17 protein-coding genes are annotated in these 22,038 nt (G+C 63.1%); 11 read left to right on the top strand and 6 right to left on the bottom strand.

All coding sequences use genetic code 11. The features are described from left to right. The first annotated feature begins 26 nt into the window (after positions 1-26). On the top strand, positions 27-1,214 hold the full coding sequence (mftD, locus tag ACVWY6_RS18355; protein WP_457539970.1) for a pre-mycofactocin synthase MftD: 1,188 nt from the start codon (positions 27-29) through the stop codon (positions 1,212-1,214). Between the two features lie 49 nt (positions 1,215-1,263). Further along, positions 1,264-2,076 carry a mycofactocin-coupled SDR family oxidoreductase gene (locus ACVWY6_RS18350; protein ID WP_457539968.1) on the top strand — a complete coding sequence of 271 codons (813 nt, stop codon included), beginning with the start codon at positions 1,264-1,266 and terminating at the stop codon, positions 2,074-2,076. Positions 2,077-2,206: 130 nt separating this feature from the next. Here the strand turns inward: ACVWY6_RS18350 and ACVWY6_RS18345 are convergent, their stop codons facing one another. Further along, positions 2,207-3,091, bottom strand: a complete 885-nt coding sequence (locus tag ACVWY6_RS18345) for an alpha/beta hydrolase (RefSeq protein ID WP_457539966.1) — start codon at positions 3,089-3,091, stop codon at positions 2,207-2,209. 130 nt (positions 3,092-3,221) lie between these two features. Next, on the bottom strand, positions 3,222-4,487 hold the full coding sequence (locus tag ACVWY6_RS18340; protein ID WP_457539965.1) for an ABC transporter substrate-binding protein: 1,266 nt from the start codon (positions 4,485-4,487) through the stop codon (positions 3,222-3,224). 695 nt (positions 4,488-5,182) lie between these two features. Between ACVWY6_RS18340 and ACVWY6_RS18335 the strand changes: the two genes are divergently transcribed. The 5 genes from ACVWY6_RS18335 to ACVWY6_RS18315 are packed head-to-tail and all read left to right on the top strand — an operon-like array spanning position 5,183 to position 9,758. Continuing rightward, on the top strand, positions 5,183-5,536 hold the full coding sequence (locus ACVWY6_RS18335) for a hypothetical protein (protein WP_457539963.1): 354 nt from the start codon (positions 5,183-5,185) through the stop codon (positions 5,534-5,536). Beyond that, on the top strand, positions 5,490-6,560 hold the full coding sequence (locus ACVWY6_RS18330) for an alpha/beta fold hydrolase (RefSeq protein WP_457539961.1): 1,071 nt from the start codon (positions 5,490-5,492) through the stop codon (positions 6,558-6,560). The genes ACVWY6_RS18335 and ACVWY6_RS18330 overlap by 47 nt, the downstream gene beginning before the upstream one ends. Before the next feature lie 17 nt (positions 6,561-6,577). Then, positions 6,578-7,132: an N-acetyltransferase family protein gene (locus ACVWY6_RS18325; protein ID WP_457539959.1), complete on the top strand. Its 555-nt coding sequence runs from the start codon at positions 6,578-6,580 to the stop codon at positions 7,130-7,132. A 26-nt stretch (positions 7,133-7,158) separates the two neighbouring features. Further along, positions 7,159-8,706 carry an AMP-binding protein gene (locus ACVWY6_RS18320; RefSeq protein ID WP_457539957.1) on the top strand — a complete coding sequence of 516 codons (1,548 nt, stop codon included), beginning with the start codon at positions 7,159-7,161 and terminating at the stop codon, positions 8,704-8,706. Beyond that, positions 8,706-9,758 carry an alpha/beta fold hydrolase gene (locus ACVWY6_RS18315; RefSeq protein WP_457539955.1) on the top strand — a complete coding sequence of 351 codons (1,053 nt, stop codon included), beginning with the start codon at positions 8,706-8,708 and terminating at the stop codon, positions 9,756-9,758. The genes ACVWY6_RS18320 and ACVWY6_RS18315 overlap by 1 nt, the downstream gene beginning before the upstream one ends. On the opposite strand, the gene ACVWY6_RS18310 is transcribed toward ACVWY6_RS18315, so the two are convergent. After that, entirely contained in the window at positions 9,755-11,815 is a 2,061-nt protein-coding gene (locus ACVWY6_RS18310) for a hypothetical protein (RefSeq protein WP_457539953.1), read from the bottom strand. The two genes, ACVWY6_RS18315 and ACVWY6_RS18310, sit on opposite strands and share 4 nt — an antisense overlap. 102 nt (positions 11,816-11,917) lie before the next feature. Between ACVWY6_RS18310 and ACVWY6_RS18305 the strand changes: the two genes are divergently transcribed. Together ACVWY6_RS18305 and ACVWY6_RS18300 are read left to right on the top strand one after the other, a co-directional pair. Continuing rightward, positions 11,918-12,487 carry a TetR/AcrR family transcriptional regulator gene (locus ACVWY6_RS18305; protein WP_457539952.1) on the top strand — a complete coding sequence of 190 codons (570 nt, stop codon included), beginning with the start codon at positions 11,918-11,920 and terminating at the stop codon, positions 12,485-12,487. 462 nt (positions 12,488-12,949) lie between these two features. Next, on the top strand, positions 12,950-13,480 hold the full coding sequence (locus ACVWY6_RS18300) for a DoxX family protein (protein WP_457540208.1): 531 nt from the start codon (positions 12,950-12,952) through the stop codon (positions 13,478-13,480). Between the two features lie 248 nt (positions 13,481-13,728). Here the strand turns inward: ACVWY6_RS18300 and ACVWY6_RS18295 are convergent, their stop codons facing one another. The 3 genes from ACVWY6_RS18295 to ACVWY6_RS18285 form a co-directional block, all read right to left on the bottom strand. Beyond that, on the bottom strand, positions 13,729-14,988 hold the full coding sequence (locus ACVWY6_RS18295; protein ID WP_457539950.1) for an ABC transporter substrate-binding protein: 1,260 nt from the start codon (positions 14,986-14,988) through the stop codon (positions 13,729-13,731). A gap of 541 nt (positions 14,989-15,529) precedes the next feature. Further along, a complete protein-coding gene (locus ACVWY6_RS18290) occupies positions 15,530-16,711 on the bottom strand; it encodes a hypothetical protein (protein ID WP_457539949.1) in 1,182 nt (393 codons plus the stop codon). A 235-nt stretch (positions 16,712-16,946) separates the two neighbouring features. Then, positions 16,947-18,212, bottom strand: coding sequence for an ABC transporter substrate-binding protein (locus ACVWY6_RS18285; protein WP_457539947.1), 1,266 nt, complete (start codon positions 18,210-18,212; stop codon positions 16,947-16,949). Between the two features lie 1,136 nt (positions 18,213-19,348). Between ACVWY6_RS18285 and ACVWY6_RS18280 the strand changes: the two genes are divergently transcribed. Further along, positions 19,349-20,467 carry an NDMA-dependent alcohol dehydrogenase gene (locus tag ACVWY6_RS18280; protein WP_457539945.1) on the top strand — a complete coding sequence of 373 codons (1,119 nt, stop codon included), beginning with the start codon at positions 19,349-19,351 and terminating at the stop codon, positions 20,465-20,467. A 68-nt stretch (positions 20,468-20,535) separates the two neighbouring features. After that, positions 20,536-21,999 (top strand): aldehyde dehydrogenase, encoded by a 1,464-nt coding sequence (locus tag ACVWY6_RS18275; protein WP_457540206.1) that lies wholly within the window; start codon positions 20,536-20,538, stop codon positions 21,997-21,999. The last annotated feature ends 39 nt before the right edge of the window (positions 22,000-22,038 follow it).

The raw sequence follows: 22,038 nt of genomic DNA, 5'->3' as shown, positions 1-22,038 counted from the left end.
CCGGTGAGCAAAGGAATCAACACCCCATGGTCAATCCCTGGTTCGAGAGTGTCGCCGAAGCCCAGCGGCGAGCGAAGAAGCGACTTCCCAAGTCGGTGTATTCGTCACTGATCGCCGGCAGCGAGAAGGGCATCACGGTCAACGACAACGTGGATGCGTTTGCCGAACTCGGGTTCGCGCCCCACGTCGTCGGCGCGCATGCCGAGCGGGAATTGTCGACAACCGTGATGGGTCAAGACATCTCATTTCCCGTGATGATCTCGCCGACCGGTGTGCAAGCTGTCGACAAGGAAGGCGAGGTCGCCGTCGCGCGCGCAGCCGCCGCCCGCGGTACCGCCATGGGTCTGTCGAGTTTCGCCTCCAAACCGATCGAAGAAGTCACCGCAGTCAACGACAAGATCTTCTTCCAGGCCTACTGGCTCAACTCTCGCGAGGACATCCTCAAGCGCGCCGAACGGGCCCGCGAGGCCGGCGCGAAAGGTCTCATCGTCACCACCGACTGGTCGTTCTCGATGGGACGTGACTGGGGAAGCCCCGAGATCCCGGAGAAGGTCGACCTCAAGGCCCTGCTGAAACTGGCTCCCGAGATCGCGATGCGACCGCGTTACGCCTGGGACTGGTTCAACAAGGGCAAGCCCATCATCCCCGACCTCACCGCCCCGAACGTGGTGGACAAGGCCCAGCAGGCACCGACCTTCTTCGGCGCATACGGGCAGTGGATGCAGACCGCGCCGCCGCGGTGGGAAGACCTGCAGTGGCTGCGCGAACAGTGGGGCGGGCCGTTCATGGTCAAGGGGATCACCCGCATCGATGACGCCAAACGCGCCGTGGACATCGGGGCCACCGCCATCTCGGTCTCCAACCACGGTGGCAACAACCTCGACGGCACCCCGGCGACCATCCGCATGCTCGGACCGATCGCCGACGCCGTCGGCAAGGACATCGAGGTGCTCCTCGACGGCGGGGTACGGCGCGGCAGCGACGTCGTCAAGGCCCTCGCCCTCGGTGCCGATGCGGTGATGATCGGCCGCGCCTATCTCTGGGGCCTGGCCGCCAACGGCCAGACCGGCGTCGAGAACGTCCTCGACATCATGCGCGGCGGAATCGACTCGGCCCTGATGGGACTGGGACGCCGCAGCATTCACGACCTCACCCGCGACGACATCATCATCCCCGAAGGCTTCGAGAAACGATTCGGCGAAACCACCTCATGAGCCATGTCAGCGTCCTCCATTTACGCAGCCGCAGAAAGGCATTCGAAAAATGACCAAACTCACAAACAAAGTCGCATTCATCACCGGCGTCGCACGCGGGCAGGGCCGTGCGCACGCGGTGCGTCTGGCACGCGAAGGTGCTGACATCGTCGGCGTCGACCTGGCAGGCCCTCTGCCTGGAGTGCCCTACGACTCACCAACACCTGCCGACCTTGCTGAGACCGCAGCCCTCATCGAGGCGCAGGGCCGTAAAGCCTTGTTACGGCAGGGTGACGTACGCGACCTCGACGGGCTGAAGTCGCTCGCCGATGACGCGGTGGCTCAATTCGGTGGCCTCGACGTAGTGGTGGCGAACGCCGGTATCTGCATTCCGGCGACATGGGACGAGGCCACACCCGAGATCTTCCGCGATCACATGGACATCAACGTGACGGGCGTTTGGAACACCATCATGGCCACGGCGCCTCACCTGGTGGAGCGCGGCGGAGGCTCGATCATCCTGATCAGTTCCTACGCTGGTAAAAAGATGCAGCCGTTTATGATTCACTACACCACCAGCAAACATGCCGTCACCGGCATGACCCGTGCATTCGCCGCCGAGCTCGGTGCCCACAACATCCGAGTCAACAGCGTGCATCCCGGATCCGTCAACACCCCCATGGGCTCGGGCGACATGCAAGCGCGAATCGCAGAGACGAACGAGGCCAACCCACGACTGGCCGGCATGGGCACACCCTTTCTCAACCAATACGCCGCTACGACCGACCAAATCGCCGACGCCGTAGCGTTCTTGGCATCGGAAGAGTCGAGCTTCATCACCGCCGAGCATCTCTCGGTCGACGGTGGGGCTCAGTACTTCTAGGCGTATCCGTGTTGCGTGATGAGGAGAACGCACGTACGGGGTTCCTCAACTCAATGGCGACGCCGCAGTAGCCGCATCACGCGACGTGTATTGACGTAAGCTATTGTGCAGCAACGCCATGACACAAGTATCAGTACAGGGCCGCGCGTTGTTCGGCGCAGATCTCGGCCAAGGCTTGGGGCGCGGCCCGACAGATATTGGGGAAGCCGAAATAGCCATGCGGCGACGCCACGTACTCGGTGAATCGCACCGGGACGTGGGCGTCGCGCAACTTCGCCGCGTAGTTGGCCCCGTCGTCGCGGAGGGGGTCGTTATCTGCGACCTGTATCAGGGCGGGCGGCAAGCCGACGTGACGGTCGGCTAGAAGTGGGGATAAGTAGGGATCCGTCCACGTTTCCTCGCGCGGCGCATACCAGTTGCGGAACGCGAACAAATCCGACTTGCCGAGGACCGGGGCATTGGCATTCAGGTCAGCTGAAGCGCTCTGCCACCGCAAGTCGGTTGCCGGGTAGAGCAGTGTTTGATGAACGATTGCAGGCCCGGAGCGGTCCCGCGACATCAGGCACACGGCGGCCGCGAGGTTGCCGCCCGCGCTGTCTCCCATGACTGCCAGCCGTGTCGGGTCGATTCCAAACTCGGCAGCTCGGTTCGCGATGTCCATCACGGCCGCATAACAATCCTCCGGACCGGCTGGCCACGGGTGTTGCGGAGCCAACCGGTAATCGACTGCCACGACGACCGCGTCGGTCGCCGCGGCGACCCTGCTGCACAACCATGTACCGGAGTCGAGGTTGCCCAATGCCCATCCGCCTCCATGAAAGTAGACGATGACCGGACGGGGACGGGTGGTTTGCTTTCCTCGAGGCCGGTAAACCCTCAACGATATCGAATGCGACGTCCGATCGACCGCGCCCGTTTCCATGGTGACCGTGGGGTCTGCCGCGCCGTACACCCAACGGGTCAATGCGTTGCGCGACATGGGCTTCTGGCGCTTGATGACGTCGTCGGGGGTCATCTTTTCAAGGGATATGAGGTTTACAACCAGTCCAAGCGCTCGGACGGCAAAAGGAGGAGGTGTCACGCCGTGGTCCTGTCGTCATGGGTGGAGCAGGTAGCTGATACCGCCGCAGCGCATTTCATGCGTGTTAGCTGGAGAGGGCTGCAGCCGCGTCGACCACCCGCGGCGAGCCCGGGCCCTCCGTCGAATACGTTGAGGCGAACTCCGAAGACGTGCAGAACGTGCCCTTGACCCCCGGGAGGGGAAACTGCGTCTTGTCGCAGGAGAAGGTCTCCCCCAGTCCGATCGGCAGCGGTACGTCTACCGCACCCCGCAGCGCCTGCGAGATCGTCGCCGGCGTGACATCACCGGCCTCGAGTCCACCGGCATTGACCCCACGGACGAAACCGAGCATGGCGCTATATCCACTAGGGGTCAGGCCCGCCGTCGAAGTGTCCGGAGCATACTGTTTCATGACCGCCTGGTAGAGCTTCGCTTCCTCGTTGTCACCGGTGGCGACGTAGTGCGAGAACACGACGGCGCCGTCGATAGCCGATTCGCCCACGGCGTTTTTGACCTCATCGGTGACACAGGTCGAAAGCAACATCTTCGGCACGCTCGCTCCCACAGTCGAGGCAGCACTCAAGATCGTCTGGCACAGCGTCGCCTCACCGAAGATGGCGAGGGCATCCGGGTCGGTCTGAAGTGCGGCAGCAACCTGCGAGGACGCATCCGGCGTACCGCTCGGCACGGTCACGAGGTTGAGCTTGACGCCCTGATCCTCGAACAGCTTCTTACCGAGACTGTTCACCGCCGAAACCACCTGGGGATTCTCAGTGCCGATGACGGTCACGGTCTTCCAGCCCTGCTCCGCGCTGTACACCGCCTGACCGGCCAGCGTCCCGAGCGCTCCGGGGGCGAAGAAGAACGCATTGTCGTCGGCAAGCTCAGTCGGCGCCGACGCCGACATCGAAATCCACGGAATGCCCGCGCCCTGAATCACCGGAACCGCCTGGTCCGCCGTAGCCGACAAACCTGAGACAACCGCGACGACGCCTTCTCGGACGAACTGGTTGGCACAGGCCGCAGACGATGCGCCATCTGCTTTGTCACCACAACGCACGACCTCGATCTTGCGACCGCCGAGACCGCCGAGATACTCGTTGGCATAGTCGACGACGGCCACAGACGCGTCACCGACCTCGGGCACACTCACCGACGACCCGCCCTCCACGCTGAACACGCCGACCTTTACCGGGCTGCCGGTCGCGGGGTTGGCTTCCCCCAGAACCGAAACGTCGACAGACGAAGACGAGCTGCCGGACGAACCGCCGTCGTCCCCGCAGGCCGCCGCGAGCACCGCGACCAGCCCGAGGGCGATGGCGCCACCGCTTCTCTTCCAGACACCAGTCACTGCAGCTCCCATGATTGAGGGTCATCAATTACCCAGAAGCCTAGGCTGATCCCGAACGTCTGTCGAGACCCAGATCACATTTTGAACCGGACATGATGCAACTAACGCCTACAGCGGATACGCTGGGGCAGGCCGTCTCCCCCCTGACGCTGCAGTTGAAGAGGGCAAAGATGCAAGTAGATTGATCTTGGTCACACAAGATGGGCCCGTTGCAACCGGTTTCCTTCCACTGTCCGAGCGGTAATCAAGCTGTCAACGATTTTGGATTCAGGGTCACAATTCCGCCGTGGGTCGAACAATAAAACAGTATTATCCTCTATCTCATTTAACGGATTAGAGATCCAATGCAATATGCTGCTCCCACCCGAGTAGGTGCAGCAGGGCAGGGAGACCATGATCGACGTCATAGACAAAGGTGCACCGGCGCAGCCAAGGCACACACCACTACTCTTCGTCCACAGTGGAAGCCACTCGGCACGGCGTTGCGACGAGCACTTTCTCGACTTCTTCGTCAACGAGAGCTATCGCGCGGTAGCCCCGAATCTTCGCGGCCACGATGGAAGATCACGGCTGGGCCGTGGTCACCGAGCGCATTCACCAATATTTGACGGCTCAGAACCTGTGACAGCCACGGTTCGCGGCTGTGTCACAGCGCCACCTATCAACCACTTCGACGACCCGGATTCGACACCCCGATGAGCAACTCAAAACCCTGGTGGCTTCGTGGCATTCAAGCCGTGGACAGCAAAGCCGGCCCGTTACTCGAAGGTGTCACTACGCACGAGGCGTTTGCGGTCGGGATGACGGTCGTCAGTCGCGGTCGCCGAGGCGTGGAGCGTCGAATAGAGCGCCTCTCGCGGCACATCTTGCACGGGCTCAATCTGCCCACGGCGACCGACCAGAACCGGTTGCTCATTCAGCTTGCCGCGGTCGAGCATCGGGTACGCAAACTGGGCAAAGAGCTCGATGATGCTCGCACGGATGACACCGAGGAGGTGCGCGATGGTCTCCCTCGTTCCGTCGAACGTGCTCGCCAAGATAACAACTGAGATGGAGCGTGCACAGATTCGTGCACGTAACGGGCTCAAGCACATCGGCGGCTTTGGCGGAGGTGAGACCGCCGTCAGTCCGCGGAGCCTTGTTTGGCAGCGGGATTCGGTGCGTCTCTATCGTTATGATTCGGAACAACGAACTCGCGCAACACCACTGGTGTTGATTCACAGCCTGATAACAAAGCCATACGTCCTCGATCTTCGCCCAGGCAGCAGTCTCGCCGCGGACTTGCTGAACCAGGGATTCGACGTGTACCTCCTTGACTGGGGGGTGCCGCAACCAGTAGATGCACACAACGGTTTGGCCCTCTACTGCGACGAGTACATTCCGCTGGCCTTGAAGGCAGCCCGGACGGAGTCGGGTACTGCTGATGTGAGCGTGCTGGGTTACTGCCTAGGCGCCCTGCTCGCGTTGATCTCCGCGGCCGGCAATGCTGATCTTCCGCTTCGAAGCCTCGTGTTGCTGGCGACTCCGATCGATCTCGGCAAAATGGGCCCGCTGTCGTCCCTGTTGGAGCAAGGTCGGCTCGAACCCGAGAATCTGTTGGACGAGACGGGCAACGTCCCGGCAGGTGCGGTCCGCGCAATCTTCCGACTCATTCAGCCGACCGCACCGCTGACGACGTACTCGGGCCTGTGGCAAAGCCTGGCCAGCGACGAATCCCTGGCCGCCCACAATGCGTTGATCGGATGGTCAAACGACCATATTCCCCTCCCTGGCAACATATTTGAAGAGGTCGTGAACATCTTCATCCGCCAGGGTCTACTCCTCACGGGTAGATTTCCAGTCGGTTTGCGCTCGGTCGACCTGGCGGACATCGACTGCCCAGTCCTGAGCGTCGTCGGTGAGAGGGACAATCTGGTCCCGCCCGAGGCCACCTCCCCCCTAGCCGATCTCTTGGTCAATGCCGACCTGGAACAGCTCATCCTGCCGGCAGGGCACGCCGGGCTGTTCGTAGGACGTCAAGCCCGCACCAAGTGTGTGCCGGCGATCATTTCCTGGCTGATCGCAAAGAACTGAACGAGAGGGACATTCGAATGGTTGTCGTATCTATCCCGCCCGTGGTCGCGGAAATGACCGCAGAGGATGGTCCTGCGGTGAACGTCTTCTTGGCGCGCGTACCGCGCGGAGAGTACCTGTTTCTCAAGGAGGACCTCGGAAATCCTGACGTCATCGACAGCTGGCGCAGCCGCCGCGGTTGCCTCGTGCTGGTCGCCCACGTCGGCCAGGAGGTTGCGGGCCTGCTGGCAGTGATACCGGGGCTGGGATGGTCGGCGCATGTAGGGGAGATCCGTCTCGTCGTCGCCCCGGAGTGGCGCGGAAAGGGTATCGGCGCCGCCCTCGCGCGCCGCGGCCTTGAATCAGCAGTCGACTCGGGTTTGGCGAAGCTGACAACGGAAGTTCTCGCCGATCAATCCGGGGTCATCAATCTGTTCAATGAGCTCGGGTTCGTCGGTGAAGCACTGCTCACCGATCAGGCACGTGACGAGAATGATCAACTCCACGACATCCTGATCCTCGCCCACCCAGTGATCGAGGCGTGGTCGTCGGCAACCATGCTGGGCGTCGGCGACGAGGGCACCACCCGATGATGGACGCTCGTACGTCGCTCATTCTGATGAAAGCCAACACCTCGGTGTGGGAGCGACCAGATCGTATTGGGCGGGCGATGCGCGCTGCGCTGGCCCACGGCAACGGGATGCTCGGCGCTGTGGCAGCTTCGGCGGCACGGTATCCGGACGTCACTGCGATCTCTTCACCCGGCCATCGAGTCACCTATCGTGACCTGTGGCAAGACACGAATGCCTTGGCACGCGGTCTTGCCCGCGCCGGAGTCGGTCCCAAGAGTCGGGTGGGAGTGTTGTGCCGCAACACGCCGGCCTTTGTCTACGCGCTCCTCGGTTCTGCCAAATTGGGCGCCGACATCGTCCTGCTGAACACCGCGATGGGGCCCGGACAACTGGCCGATGCGATCAATGATGAACAACTGACCACCGTGCTCCACGACGACGACTTCGGAGGTGTTCTCAGGGGAGTCGAAGGGCTCAAAACCATTGACGCCACCGAGATCATGCTGCTGAGCAGCATCCACCGCAGCGCCAATCTCTCCAGGCCCCGGCACGAAAGCAACTTGATCATCCTGACGTCCGGGACCACCGGGCGCCCCAAAGGCGCCACCCGGTCCTCGGGCGGTTCCGGCGTCGACGGGGTGGCGGCGTTGTTGGGCGCAATCCCACTGCGGCTGCGCGACACTGTCGTGGTGTCGGCACCTTTCTTCCACGCCTGGGGCCTGGCCAATCTGTTGATCGGCCTCGGCCTGTCCACCACCATCGTCACCGCGCCGGAATTCGATGCCGCACAGACGTTGTCGCTGGTGTCGCGTCGCCGGGCCCGTGCACTGGTGGTCGTCCCGGTGATGCTGCAACGCATCTGCGCTCTGCCCCCAGCACAGCTCGCCGCGGTCGACACCAGCTCGCTGGACATCATCGCCTCCAGCGGGTCTGCTTTGCCGGCTCGGCTGGCCACCGAAGTCCTCGACCGGTTCGGGCCCGTGCTCTACAACGTGTACGGCTCCACCGAGGTCGCGACTGCCACCGTCGCGGGCCCCGCAGATCTGAGAGGCGATCCCACCACCGCCGGACGGCCGGCCCCCGGCGTCCGCGTGTCCATCACGGACGACCAGGGCAAACCACTCGCGGCCGGCGCCATCGGTCGCATCTTCGTCGCCAACGCGGCCCGCTTCGACGGATACACCGGCGGCGGCGGGAAAGAAATCATCAACGGCCAGATGTCCACCGGGGACAAGGGCTATTTCGACGCTACTGGCAAGTTGTTCATCGTCGGCCGCGACGACGACATGATCGTCTCAGGCGGCGAGAACGTGTATCCCTCTGAAGTCGAGGACTTCCTCAGTCGCGACGAGCGGATCGCCGAAGTTGCTGTCGTCGGCATCGACGACGACCAATTCGGGCAGGCCCTCAAAGCGGTCATCGTCACCAGACCCGGCAGCGATATCGACGTGCGCGAACTGAAGAAGGACATCGCACAGCATTTGGCGAAGTTCAAGGTGCCGAGGGTATTCGAGTTCGTGGACGAGCTTCCGCGTAACGCAACCGGCAAAGTCTTGCGACGTCAACTAACTCACATCGACCCAGGAGTGACCTAATGAAACCGTTCACGCCGCAGCTGTCTGAGGCCGCCACTCAGCGCCTGGGCCAGTTGTTGATCCCGTTCTCCACCAGCCGGCCGCTGGCTTGGGCGACAGGGCTAGGGATCCGAAACGAAGCAATCGTTCGCAGTACGGTTGCCGCCCCTCTGAACTTGGGTACAAAACTCGTTGGCTACAAGACCCCTGCCGCGAGCCGTCGCCAGCGCGAGGTATCGGCAGCAGCACAGATGCGCGAGACCGAATTGGGAGGACCTGAAGGTCGCCGCAAGACGCGACGCCCTCTGGTCAACTGGCATGAGGGTGGCAGTGGACCAGCGCTACTTCTGCTCAACGGGTTCACCGCCAGCGGCCTGCTCTGGCCCGACGAGTGGGTGCGCACGCTCGAGCAGAACTATCGCGTCATCCGAATCGACAACCGAGGAACTGGGTGGTCACGCTCAGCGCGGGCACCCTTCACGCTCGGCGATCTCGCCGACGACGCACGAGATGTGTTGCGAGCGTGCGGAATCACCAAGGCGACCGTTCTGGGAATCTCGATGGGCGGCATGATCGCGCAGGAGTTCGCCATCCGTCATGGCGAGTTCGTCGACGAACTGATCCTGGTCGCGACCAGACCGCCAACGCCCGCCCAGATCGCGCCGGGCCTCGACGGGCTTCTCGTTCTGATGAGGCAACCGCCACCCGGTAGTGACGTGCGCGAGTTCCTCATCGACGCCTGGGGGCAGTCAGTTGGTGACGGGTTCGCCGACGCGCACCCCGAGGTGATCGCAGAAATCGCCGACCAGGCCATGCAACGGGTTTCGCCGCGAAGCGGAATCCTCAACCAGGCAAGGGCAATTGCCGCATGGAACGGTCCATCGCGCCTCAAACGCATCACAGCACACACAACCGTCATCCACGGAAACCGCGACAAACTGATGCCCGTCGGCAACGGGATGCGCCTCACGCGACTCATACCCGAAACCACATATATCGAACTACCCGGAGTCGGACACCTGGTGCCGCAAGAAGCCGGCGACGTCTTGCTAGAGGTGCTGGCACACGATTAGATCGACATCTGGGAGGGCTTGGGGCCCTTGCCCTTCTTCTGCAGGATCAGACCGACGCCGATCGCGGCCACACCGATCGTCAGCCAGATGAAGATCGTGAGCAGATCTCCTCCCACGGCGGCGTCCGGGAAGTAGACCACCCGTTTGAGTAGATCGATGCCTTGCGATGTCGGTAACAGCGGGTGCAGGAAGCCGTAGAAATCTGGAGACATGTCGGTGCTGATCGCCACCCCCGAGGCTGGTACCGCCAGTAGCAAGAACACCGCGATACTCACCATGACCATGGCATCGCCGATGATCATCGCGCCGCCTATGTGGACCAGCCCGCACGTCACCGCGATCAGGAAGAGCACCAGTGCAGCCAGGGGTTCGTGGCCGGACAATATCCCGAGCCACTGATAGCTCACCAATACCTGGGTGAGGGAGGCGATGGCGGAGACACCCACCACGGACCCCACTTTCCAGCGCAACGGCAGTCCGGCGCCGACCGTCATCGCAACGGCGGCAGCGAGGTATCCACCCAGAATCGCGCCGATTGCGATGTAGAGCACGCCGGTTGCGATCAGGTCGGATGTGGGTGGCGCCTCGACGTCATCAACGATGAGTTCCTGGCCGTTCGCTGCGGCGACCGACGAGAAGTACTGCTGCACAACACCGCTGGCCTGCAGTCCGCCTGCCGATGCGGTGTAGAGGGTAGCTGTCTGGGGGTCGTAGGCACCGCGAATCTCCAGCGATTCGATTCTGTCGATCGCCTGCGCCGGGTCCGTTGACCGCCCGAAGTCGAACTTGTCGGAGGTCACCTGTTCGAGCTGCCCGACGGTCTGTTCGACCACCGATGTACTGCCGATGACATCAACCTTCATGTCATGGGGGCTCGGCGAATGGAAAGCGCCGATGAACGACAGCGGTAAGACGGTCATCATGAACAGCGGCAGCAACAGTCCACCGGCGAGCTGCTTGCGGCGGGTCATCTGTTCGGTGGTCACGGTGTGGTTGTCGCCGAAATAGTGCCGGAACCACCGTTCGTGGCGTTCGCCGACAGCGGGTTCGTTCGAGTGCTTGAGTGCGGCGAGACCCAGCATCGCCAGCGCGATCAGACCCCACAGTCCTAGCGCCGATATGGTCGCGCCGAGGCTGGCGTCGGGGAAGTAGACGATTCGTTTGAGGCCTTCCATCAAGGCCGGCGTCGGCAGGATCCGGCTGAGGGTGCCGAAGAATCCCGGCACCATCTCCGGTGCCACCGCGGCACCTGATGCCGGGATACCCAGCATGATCAGCAGCACGATCGTCGGAATCATCTGTGCGGGACCGATCAACCGCATCCCGGCGAGGTGGAAGGTTCCGACGATGAACGCGCCGGCGAACAGCAGCAGCCACGCCTTGATGAAGCCACTTTGGAAGGCGCCGTACACCGAGTAGGCGATGAACATCGGGATTGTCGCCGACACCACGCTCATGGCGGCGAGGATCATCGCCTCGACCCGCAAGCTCAGGCCGGGCACTGCGAGCCGCAAGATCGTGGCCGTCAGGAAACCACCCAGGATCGCGGCGAGTGCAACGAACATCATGGTGTTGCCGAGCGCGTCGTCGTCGCCTGGCGGCTGCAGATTGATCACGGTGACCTTGGCGTCCTGCGCCTCTGCCACCTGCTCGAAGAAGCCCTCCGCTGCTTGCGTTGCCAGCGCATTCCCGCCCGACGCCACATACAACGTCCCGGTCGCCGGGTTCCACGCTGCTCGCGTCTCCAGAGCGAGTACCCGCTCGCGGGCGGCAGCGTCGTCAGCGACGGTATCGACTCGGAACTTGCCGTCGGCCTGCGTGTCGAGAGCGGCTGCGGTCTGCGAGATCGAGCTGGTGGTCCCGATCACGGTGACCTTCAAGTCATGCGGGGAAGGTGAATGCAGACCCCAGCTGTACAGCAGAGGCATCAGTAACATCATGAAAAGCGGGAAGACCAGTGCGCCGAGCAGCTTCTTCTTCTGCGCCTTCTTGCCGGCATCAGCCGGTTGCGGGCCCCCCGAATCCTGGGGGCGTTGAATTGTCGCCGTGTCACTCATGACTACCTCGATCACTCGGCAGATTTAATTTACATTTGTAAGATACTTATCGATCTTACAAATGTAAAGTATGCTGTCGATCCGGAGGCGAGGAGGCTCGGCATGACACAGGACGGCAGGGTCATCAAGACCCGGCAACGGTTGTGCAAGGCAGCGATCGAGTTGCTGCAGACCAAGGACTCGAAGGACGTCTCGATCAGCGAACTCGCGCGCGCCGCCGACGTCAGCCGCCCGACCGTCTACCAGCACTACCCCGATCTTCGAGATCTTTACTCCGACGCCCTATCCGCCCACCTCGAGTCGGTGATCTCACCGGAGCCTGCCGATCTCGACTCCGTGACACCACCGACCACGTTGCTGAACATCCTGTCCGAGTTCGCAGCTCATCGCGTCCTCTACCGTCGACTGGTCCGCGCCAGTGCCAGCGTCGACGGATACAGCAGCGGCTCACCACTGCAACCACTGATGAACGCGTTGCTGCCGAAGATCGCGCAACGGGTCGACAGCGCGGACCCGAAGATGGTGGACGACATTGCCCGCTATGTGGCCTACGGGTCTGTCGGGGTGCTTGCGTCGTGGCTCGCGGACGACAACGGTCCCGACGAAGACGTCGAAACCTTTGGGCGCCGGCTCTGGAGCCTCATCCGCACCTCACTCAACGCGGTCCACTAACCGGTCTTCCCGGGGACGTTGTGCACAGTGATGGGTGACTTCGGCAATGGCCGAGCGGTGTTTCCGGTGACTTTATTCATGATACCTGCGCTCACCGGTCTTCTCAGCACCCGATTCACACTGAACGCTTCGTCCGCCCCTCAACTGTGGGGTCCGGTGCGCGGGACTGACTCGAGCACGCTAACCCTTCGATCACCGAGGCCCAGGTGGACGATCGGCGGTTCGCGCAGGTCCACTCGGTGCCCGAAACGGTTGCGGGGGTAGACAATCGGGATCATCGGAGGATGATCGTAGTTCCGACTGATCTCACCTAAGTCGATGGGACACAATGTTTCTGACGCGTTCACTAGTCGTCGAGAAATACGGGAGTCAGCCGTTGTGGCCGTACAATCAGCGACTAGGGTTGGGAGACAGAACGATCCCCATATCGGCCGCACGACACCCAACGATGAATGGATGAAGATGAAAAGACAACGTGATGTGCGCTTGTACCGTTCCGTGCGGACAGACCACACGGGGGTGCAACTATTGCTGCGCGCCGCCGTCGGTGGAACCATGATCGCCCACGGAGTCAAACACGGGCGGAGCATCCAAGGAACGGCCGGCTGGTTCGAATCCATCGGCTTTCGGCAGCCGAAGCTGCAGGCAAAGGCGAGCGCAGCGGTCGAAGTCGGCGCCGGAGCGGCATTGGTTGCGGGTGCGGCGACCCCCGTTGCCGCGGCTGCAGTTGTCGGAACAATGGCCGTGGCCGCCCGCTCCGTTCACGCGCAGAACGGGTTCTTCATCACCTCTGAAGGCTGGGAGTACGTGGCCAACCTCGCCGTCGCAGCCATCGCGTTGGCCGGCATCGGCCCCGGGAGGTTGAGTGTCGATCGCGCACTCGGCCTCGACAGCGAACTGAGTGGGAAGAAGGCCGCCGCAGTGGCTGCCGGTCTCGGGATTGCCGCTGCGACTGCACAGTTGGCGATCTTTCATCGGCCGGCGGCCCGGTGAACCGCCCCCCGGACTAGTGCCGGGGGACATCGACGATCTCCATCTCGTAGCGGTGGCGTCAATGTAGTTGTTGCGGCATCTTTCTCAGGACATCGCAACAACTACATGCTCGAGCAGGCCCTGGGCACGCTGGGTAAGCCTGGACTCGACTGGTCTGCCGAGTCGGGGCTTACCCAGCGCACAAGGGATGGCCTCAGATCAGTGCGCCGCTGACGAACACGTGCCGTCCCACCGCAGTCTCATACGGCCTAGCTGGAGAGGGCTTCGGCTGCGTCGACCACCTGCGGCGAGCCCGAACCCTCAGCAGAATACGTCATCCCGAACTGCTTGGACGTGCAGAACGTGGCCTTGACGCCGTCGAGGGGGAACTGCGTCTTGTCGCAGGAGAAGGTTTCCCCCAGCCCGATCGGCAGCGGTACGTCAACTGCGCTCCGGAGCGCCTGAGAGATCGCCGCCGGCGTGACATCACCCTCCGGGATCCCACCGGCATTGACTCCACGGACGAAACCGAGCATGGCGCGATATCCACTAGGGGTCAGGCCTGCCTTCAAGGTGTCCGGAGCGTACTGCTTCATGACTGCCTGGTAGAGCTTTGCTTCGTCGTCGTCACCGGTGGCGACGTTGTGCTCGAACACGACCGTGCCTTCGATAGCCGACTCGCCCACGGCGCTTTTGACCTCATCGGTGACGCAGGCGGCAGTCGACATCTTCGGCACGTTCGCTCCCACATTCGAGGCCGCGCTCAAGATGGTCTGGCACAGCGTCGCATCGCCGATGATGTCAAAAGCATCCGGGCTGGTCTGTAGTGCGGCTGCAACCTGCGAGGACGCATCGGGCGTACCGTTGGGCACGGTCACGAGGTTGAGCTTGACGCCCTGCGCCTCGAACAGCTTCTTGCCAACACTGTTCACCGCCGAGACCACCTGCGGGTTCTCGGCACCGAGGACCGTCACGGTTTTCCAGCCCTGCTCCGCGCTGTACAGCGCTTGGGCGGCCAGCGTCCCGACGAAGCCGGAGGCGAAGAAGAACGCGTTGTCGTTGCCGAGTTCGGTGGCCGCCGATGCCCCGGTCGCCACCCACGGAATGCCTGCCCCCTGAATCACCGGAACCGCCTGGTCTGCCGTGGCCGTCTGTCCCGAAACGACCGCGACGACGCCCTCCCGGACGAAGGTATTGGCACAGGCCGCGGCCGAGGCACCGTCGGCCTTGTCTCCACAGCGCACCACCTCGATCTTGTGACCGCCGAGACCACCGAGATACTCGTTGGCGTAGTCGACGGCGGCCACAGACGCGTCACCGATCTCGGGCAAGCTCACCGTCGTCCCGCCCTCGACGTTGAGCAACCCGACCTTTATTGGGCTGCCGGTCGCCGGGTTTGCCTCGCCGAGAACCGACAAGTCGACAGACGACGAGCTGCCGGACGAACCGTCGTCTCCGCAGGCCGCCGCGAGAACCGCGACCAGACCGAGGGCGATGGCGCCACCCGTCTTCTTCCAGACATTCGTCACTGCAACTCCTCATAATTCAGGGTAATCAATTCGCCTTGAAGCCTAAGGTATGCAACGGTGCATGTCGAGACTCGCGTCACATCCGAGACCGAATATTGTGCAGCTCTCACCTTTCCGAACCTGCCGATACAGGCCATCTATCTTGAAAGTCGCAGTGTGAAAGCCTAATTCGGGTGCGTCGTGCCCCATACAGGGGTTAATCAGCGGAGCGTCAGTCGACTCGCGGCCGGGTCGACGCGTCTTTCAGGTCGCCTCCGGGTTCGTAATCAGTGGTCTAAATCTGCTCTCGGTTCGCTGGGCTTACCAACGACGGGCCAGGCCCTCCCCACCCGCGGTGCCGCGGGACGCCCTGAAGAAGGTGCTGTCGACCGGCCAGTGAACCGGTCAGGACGCCGGCGTCATGCGCCCTTCTCAACAGGGCACTGTGGACCGAACTCTGAGCCACCGGGTAGTCCTGGATCGGCCGAGTCTCAGGCCAGCGCAGACCGCCCGCCCGGGGTCTCCTCTGAGGTTGAACCTCTAGGTCAAGCCAGGCCGGACCTCAGCTTGTTGACGCCGCCTGCGGCGGGGCATCGATCAGCGGGCTCGGGAAGTCCCGTAGGTCTGGGTAGTAGTGCGCGAAGGTCGAGGGGTAGATGATGCCCGGCTGCGCCCCGCAGACGATCGGGATGGCCTGGATCAGTGACGCCGCAGTGAGGTTGTACGTCGGCCGGATACCGTCGGCCGTCAAGTGCTTGCCCTCGAGTACCGACGCAGTCAAGCCGATCCGGGCATCCACCGAGGTCGGCTGTGCTTCGATGCGAATCGTTGCGAGGTAAGGCATCCCATCGGTCTCGACCGGGGTATCTCTCTCGTCCAAGAAGAAGATCTCCTCGAGGGTGAAGAATGGTCTCCCGGCCACCTGCGCGACATATCGGGAGGAAATGCCCGAGACCGTATCCTTCGGAACCCTGAGGATCTCCGACGAGCCATCCGGCTTGCGAACGGAGATGTCGCGATCCTCCTTTGCCAGGATGTACCCCTTCTCATAGTCGATGCGCTCGACCTGCATGCCGAGGGTGTGACACGTCAAGGTGACCGTCTCATGGAAGCACCGGCTGCCCTGCGTGTGCTTGGTCTCCTGGTTCACGTCGTCGAGCGTTCGGCTGATCCCGATACCCTTCACCAGCATGTCGATACTCGACAGAGTGGAGATGTCGGCGATCTCCTGAACCTCGATCGAGTCGATGCTCGTACAGACACCAGTGAGACCGACGACCCAGCGCTCATTGAGCGTCCCGGGGTTGATCCCACTCGAATGCAGCGCCGTGCCGCCCGTGCGACAGGCAGCCTCGATCTTCTCCACGAAATCGGCACCATGAACCGGCACCCAGTGATAGGCGACCGCGGTGGCCACGTTGATCCCCGACTCGAGCATGCGGACCACGTCGCCGGTGACCTCGGAGTCGATGTCGACCGGGGCGGTGACCCGTGTGGCATGCAAGATGACATCCGGCTTGAGCGCAAGGATCGCTTCTTTGTCCGTAGTCATCCGCACACCTGCCGTGCCGTAGCCGAAGTACTCGCCGGCGTCCTGACCGTCCTTCTCGTCGCTGAAACACAGAACGCCGACGAGGTCGATCTCCGGCTTGTTGATGGCCTCGCGGATCAACGCTTTACCGAGACCACCAGGCCCCCACACCGCCACCCGAAATGGAGCACTACGGTCCGAACGTCGCGTCATAGAAATCGCCTTCCTGTTGATGTTCTCAATGGACTTGTGGCCTGGCGTTCGACGCAGGCCCGGGTGCTTGGGCGGAGTACAGCGAGCGACCTCGAAGCCCCATTCGGCCTTGAACGCACGCTGGGGAAGCCTCGAATCGAGTGGTCCCGAAACGTGGCTTCCCCAGCGCGAGCAGCATTACGTCAGATCAGCACGCTGCAAAACGGATTGCTCCGTTGCGCCTAAATCCCGCGCCCTAGCTGGCTAGCGCTTCAGCCGCGTCGAGCGGCTGAGGCGTGCCCTGTTTGCCGGAGGAAAACGTCGAGGCGAACTGCGTGGACGTGCAGAACGTGCCCTTGACCCCCTGGAGCGGGAACTGCGTCTTGTCGCAGGAGAAGGTCTCCCCCAGACCGATCGGCAGCGGTACATTGACTGCGCCCCGCAGCGCCTGCGAGATCGCCACCGGCGTGACATCACCGGTCCCGAGCCCACCTGCATTGACCCCACGGACGAAACCGAGCATGACGCTATATCCATTGGGGGTCAGGCCCGCCGTCGAGGTATCCGGAGCATACTGCTTCATGACCGCTTGGTAGAGCTTCGCTTCCTCGTTGTCACCGGTGGGCGCGTAGTTCGCGAACACGACGGCGCCGTCGATGGCCGACTCGCCCACGGCGTTCTTGACCTCATCGGTGACACAGGTCGAAAGCACCATCTTCGGCACGCTCGTTCCCACAGTCGAGGCGGCACTCAAGACCGTCTGGCACAGCGTCGACTCACCGATGATGGAGAGGGCATCCGGGTTGGTCTGTTGCGCGGCAGCAACCTGCGAGGACGCATCAGGCGTACCACTTGGCACGGTCACGAGGTTGAGCTTGACGCCCTCATCGTCGAACAACTTCTTGCCAATGCTGTTTACCGCCGAGACCACCTGCGGGTTCTCAGTGCCGATGAGCGTCACCGTCTTCCAACCCTGCTCCGCGCTGTAGACCGCCTGAGCGGCCAGTGACCCGACGAAGCCGGCAGAGAAGAAGAACGCGTTGTCGTCGGCAAGCTCGGCCGGCGCCGACGCCGACATCGACACCCACGGAATTCCAGCCCCCTGAATCACCGGAACCGCCTGATCCGCCGTAGCCGACAGACCTGAGACGACCGCGACAACGCCCTCACGGACGAACTGGTTGGCACAAGCCGCAGACGATGCACCGTCAGCCTTGTCACCACAACGCACCACCTCGATCTTGTGCCCGCCGAGACCGCCCAGATACTCGTTGGCGTAGTCGACGACGGCCACTGACGCGTCACCGACCTCGGGCAGACTCACCGCCGTTCCGCCCTCGACGCTGAACACTCCGACCTTCACCGGACTGCCGGTCGCGGGGTTGGCCTTCCCCAGAACCGAGACGTCAACAGACGACGGCGAGCTGTCGGACGGACCGCCGTCGTCCCCACAGGCCGCCGCGAGCACCGCGACCAGACCGAGGGCGATGGCGCCACCCGTCTTCTTCCAGACTTTCGTCACTGCAACTCCTCATAATTCAGGGTAGTCAATTCAGCTGAAGCCTAGATCACTCCGCACCAGATGTCGAGATATAGATCACACTCGGCTCGATGTCGTCGATCCGCTGACCCCTTGCGGACGACGTAAAAAGCCGGGCGGCCTCATGTCGGGAGTCCGCGAAAACACAGGTAAAGCCCCTTGGACGTGGCGGATCGTCCAGCAGGAGCGCCCCACGGCAATCAAATACTTTTCGAGGGCCCGCGTATCGAGACGATCAATCATCAACTGCTATTCGTGTACTCAATCCCCGCTGCAGACGTCTTTTGCAACCGTGGTGCGCGGCCCACTCAGAAGAGCAGCCCCTCTGCCCCGCCCGCATGTGAGCCAACGCTCGCACAGCCCAGACTCATGCGGTCAGGTCGACTACCAATTGCCCGTGGTGGCGGGCGGCGCAGCGCTGGTCGGACCACAAGTCGCGGTAGAAGGCTGCTGCTTGAGTGCGGAGTGCCGGTCCCGATTGCTCAGCTGGAACCGCCCTCTCGGGCATCGAGGGCCCGGAGTCGCAGACTGCCGCTTGACTCCGCCGCCCGTCTCCGGTTTGCCGAGCATCCGCAGGTTGCGAATCGCGTGCTGATCGCCCCAGATATAAGGACCCTCATTCATAGAATCCCTGTCCGAGGGTGTTGTGTAAACGGTTGTTGAGACTACCGTTTGGGACGGATGTCGGGGCCTAGCTGCGCAAAGGTCAGCCCGCGTCTGGGCGCCCATCTTCACTAGATTAGATCCAGTCGATCTGGCAGCCACGCCTGACTGTTCCTGCCCCGGAGTCCGATAACTTCTCGCCAGTGGCGATGAAAGTGACTGAAGCACAGAATATTACGCGTGTTTCGAACGGGCATCGAAGGCAGACCACCATCGACAGAGCGGCCGTTTCACAGACCTCCTGGAAAAGCGAACCAGCGGATGTTCCTCGACGTCCGACGTGATTAGACCTCGTAGGGTGTACATTTCCGAACGTTCTGGAGCAGCGGCTGAATCGACTACCGGCGCCGCTAAAACATGATACTCATCTATCTCGTGAGACTAATTTTCGACTTGGGCACCGAACGAGGTCGCCCACTTTTTAACTCCCACTTACCCAGAGAAGAGAATTCCTGATGAAGAACCAGACGCGGGCCGCTGTGCTGCGGGCTCCAGGCACTCCCTGGGAAATCACCCACGTCACCTACGCCGAGCCGAAGGCGCATGAGGTTCTCGTCCGTCTCCACGCCGCCGGCATGTGTCACTCCGACGACCACGCGCGAACCGGTGACGCGCCTCCGCGCTATCCCGTGGTCGGCGGTCACGAGGGCGCGGGGGTGGTGGAAGCCGTGGGACCAAACGTCGAGCGCGTCGCGGTCGGCGACCGTGTCACCGTCACCTTCATCCCCGCCTGCGGCGTGTGTCCCTCATGTGCCTCGGGCATGCAAAACCTCTGCGACCAAGGCCTATACGCAGGCACCGGCCAGATGTTGGACGGCACCTTCCGCCTGCAGCTGGGCGATGAGGAGCTTGGCGGGTTCTGTGCCCTGGGAACGTTCGCCGATCGTATGGTCGTCTCGGAGTACTCGGTGATCCCACTCCCGGACGAGATCTCGTTCGAGGCCGGTGCCCTGCTCGCCTGCGGGGTGCCCACCGGCTGGGGCAGCGCTGTGCGTGCAGCCAAGGTCCAGCCCGGTGACACCGTGGTCATCTTCGGCGCCGGGGGTGTCGGCTCCAACGCAGTCCAGGGCGCTGCGATGGCGGGCGCGGAGCGTGTTGTCGTGGTGGACCCCTCCCCGTTCAAACGGGAAAGCGCGACCGGCTTCGGTGCCACCCACACGTTCGAGAACGCGCAGGAGGCCGCAGCCTTCGTCAATGAGGTGACGTGGGGCCGCATGGCCGAGCACGCCATCATCACCGTGGGTGTTCTCAGCCCCCAGAATGTGACCGAGGCGATGGACATCGTGGGCAAGCGCGGCCAAGTGGTGATCACATCGGTCGGCAAGGTGACGGAGATGTTCCAACTCCCTGCCGTCTACATGACGAGTTACGAGAAGGTCGTCCGCGGCGCGCTATTCGGCTCCTGCCAGCCCCTCACCGACGTCCGACTCCTCATGAACTTGTATCTGGCCGGCAAGTTGAAGCTCGACGAGCTAATCACGAACCGTTACACGCTGGACCAGATCAACGAGGGCTACGACGACATGCTCGCCGGCAAAAACATCCGGGGCATCATCACTTTTCCGGAGGACTGAGGCGGGCCGCCTGACGTCCCTATTGGCGTCCACTCAATCCGAATGCTAGGTAACACCCACTGTTGGATATGGAACGAGTAATGACCATTTCGCACGATCTCTACAACCGCCCGAACGTCTTCGTCGGTGGCTCCTGGACCCGCTCGATTGACGGCAGCGACCACAAGGCGATCAACCCTGCCAACGGTGACGTGCTCGGTACCGTCACGCTCGCCGGAATCGGTGACGTGGACGCTGCTGTGGCAGTCGCGCGTCGCAGTTTCGATGCCGGCGTGTGGGCCGGCCGCACCGGCGCGGAGCGGGCCGCCGTTCTGCGCGCGGCTGCAGATGCAATAGAGCAGCTCGGCGACGCCGCGGTCGACCTGGCCACCCGCCAGCTGGGCTGTCCGCGCTGGTTCGCGGCGATGGCCCTGATCCCTAGCTCTATGGCGCAGCTGCGCTACTACGCCGGCTTGGTGGCGGACGAGGACACCGATGAAGTGCGCACGGACGGCACCTATCGCAGCATTGTGGCGCGCGAACCGGTCGGCGTAGTCGCCGCGATCACCCCGTGGAACGGCCCGCTGGCTGGAGAGACGTTGAAAATCGCGCCGGCGCTCGCGGCTGGGTGCTCGGTCGTACTCAAGCCGCCGGCGGAGACTGCGCTGACCGCCTACCTGCTCGCGGACGCGCTGTCGGCGGCGGGTCTGCCCGACGGCGTGCTCAGCATCCTGCCGGCCGACCGGGAGGTGGGGGAGCACCTCGTTCGCCACCGCGACGTCGACAAGGTCAGCTTCACCGGGAGCACTGCGGCCGGCCGCCGGATCATGGGCCTCTGCGCCGAGCGCATTGGTCGCGTGACCCTTGAGCTGGGCGGCAAGTCCGCGGCCATCGTCCTCGACGACGCCGACCCGGACCATTTCGTCCGCTCGATCCTGCCGATGGCCATGCTGATCAACGGTCAGGCGTGTATCGCCCAGACGCGGGTACTCGTCCCACGGAGCCGCAAGGGGGACATCGAGGACGCGCTATCAGCCGCGCTCGCCGCACTCCCGGTGGGGGACCCGTTTGATCCGCAGACCCAGATCGGTCCACTGGTTAGCCAGCGTCAGCGCGACCGGGTCGAAGGCTACCTCCGCCTGGCCGCCGAAGAGGGGGCGCGGGTGATCGGTGGCGGTCGCCCCGATTCGGACGGCTTCTTCGTCGAACCGGCGCTCCTGACCGACGTCACGAACTCGATGCGGGTGGCCCAAGAGGAAATCTTCGGCCCAGTGGTCGCATTGATCCCCTACGACGACGTCGACCAGGCCGTGGTGCTCGCCAACGACTCAATCTATGGGCTGTCCGGCTCCGTGTGGTCAGGTGACGCCGACCGTGCAATCGCGGTCGCACGACGGATCCGCACCGGGGCGGTGAGCATCAACGGGGCGCCGCAGGCCTTCAATGCGCCGTTCGGCGGCTACAAGCAGTCGGGCCTCGGCCGGGAGATGGGACCAGAGGGGCTCGCGAGCTACCGCGAGCTCAAGTCGATCGCAATCGGGCCGGCCTCATGAGTTGCCGATAAACGGCAGGGTCCGCATCTTCCTCGAGGC

The organism is Williamsia sp. R60 (genome assembly GCF_054063855.1).
The sequence above is the reverse complement of the archived record's forward strand: the minus strand, read 5'-3'. Positions and strand labels throughout refer to the sequence as shown.

Coding starts and splice junctions, on each gene's coding strand:
- mftD (WP_457539970.1), top strand. CDS start 27: ATGGTCAATCCCTGGTTCGAGAGTGTCGCCGAAGCCCAGCGGCGAGCG.
- ACVWY6_RS18350 (WP_457539968.1), top strand. CDS start 1,264: ATGACCAAACTCACAAACAAAGTCGCATTCATCACCGGCGTCGCACGC.
- ACVWY6_RS18345 (WP_457539966.1), bottom strand. CDS start 3,091: ATGACCCCCGACGACGTCATCAAGCGCCAGAAGCCCATGTCGCGCAAC.
- ACVWY6_RS18335 (WP_457539963.1), top strand. CDS start 5,183: ATGAGCAACTCAAAACCCTGGTGGCTTCGTGGCATTCAAGCCGTGGAC.
- ACVWY6_RS18330 (WP_457539961.1), top strand. CDS start 5,490: ATGGTCTCCCTCGTTCCGTCGAACGTGCTCGCCAAGATAACAACTGAG.
- ACVWY6_RS18325 (WP_457539959.1), top strand. CDS start 6,578: ATGGTTGTCGTATCTATCCCGCCCGTGGTCGCGGAAATGACCGCAGAG.
- ACVWY6_RS18320 (WP_457539957.1), top strand. CDS start 7,159: ATGAAAGCCAACACCTCGGTGTGGGAGCGACCAGATCGTATTGGGCGG.
- ACVWY6_RS18315 (WP_457539955.1), top strand. CDS start 8,706: ATGAAACCGTTCACGCCGCAGCTGTCTGAGGCCGCCACTCAGCGCCTG.
- ACVWY6_RS18310 (WP_457539953.1), bottom strand. CDS start 11,815: ATGAGTGACACGGCGACAATTCAACGCCCCCAGGATTCGGGGGGCCCG.
- ACVWY6_RS18305 (WP_457539952.1), top strand. CDS start 11,918: ATGACACAGGACGGCAGGGTCATCAAGACCCGGCAACGGTTGTGCAAG.
- ACVWY6_RS18300 (WP_457540208.1), top strand. CDS start 12,950: ATGAAAAGACAACGTGATGTGCGCTTGTACCGTTCCGTGCGGACAGAC.
- ACVWY6_RS18290 (WP_457539949.1), bottom strand. CDS start 16,711: ATGACGCGACGTTCGGACCGTAGTGCTCCATTTCGGGTGGCGGTGTGG.
- ACVWY6_RS18280 (WP_457539945.1), top strand. CDS start 19,349: ATGAAGAACCAGACGCGGGCCGCTGTGCTGCGGGCTCCAGGCACTCCC.
- ACVWY6_RS18275 (WP_457540206.1), top strand. CDS start 20,536: ATGGAACGAGTAATGACCATTTCGCACGATCTCTACAACCGCCCGAAC.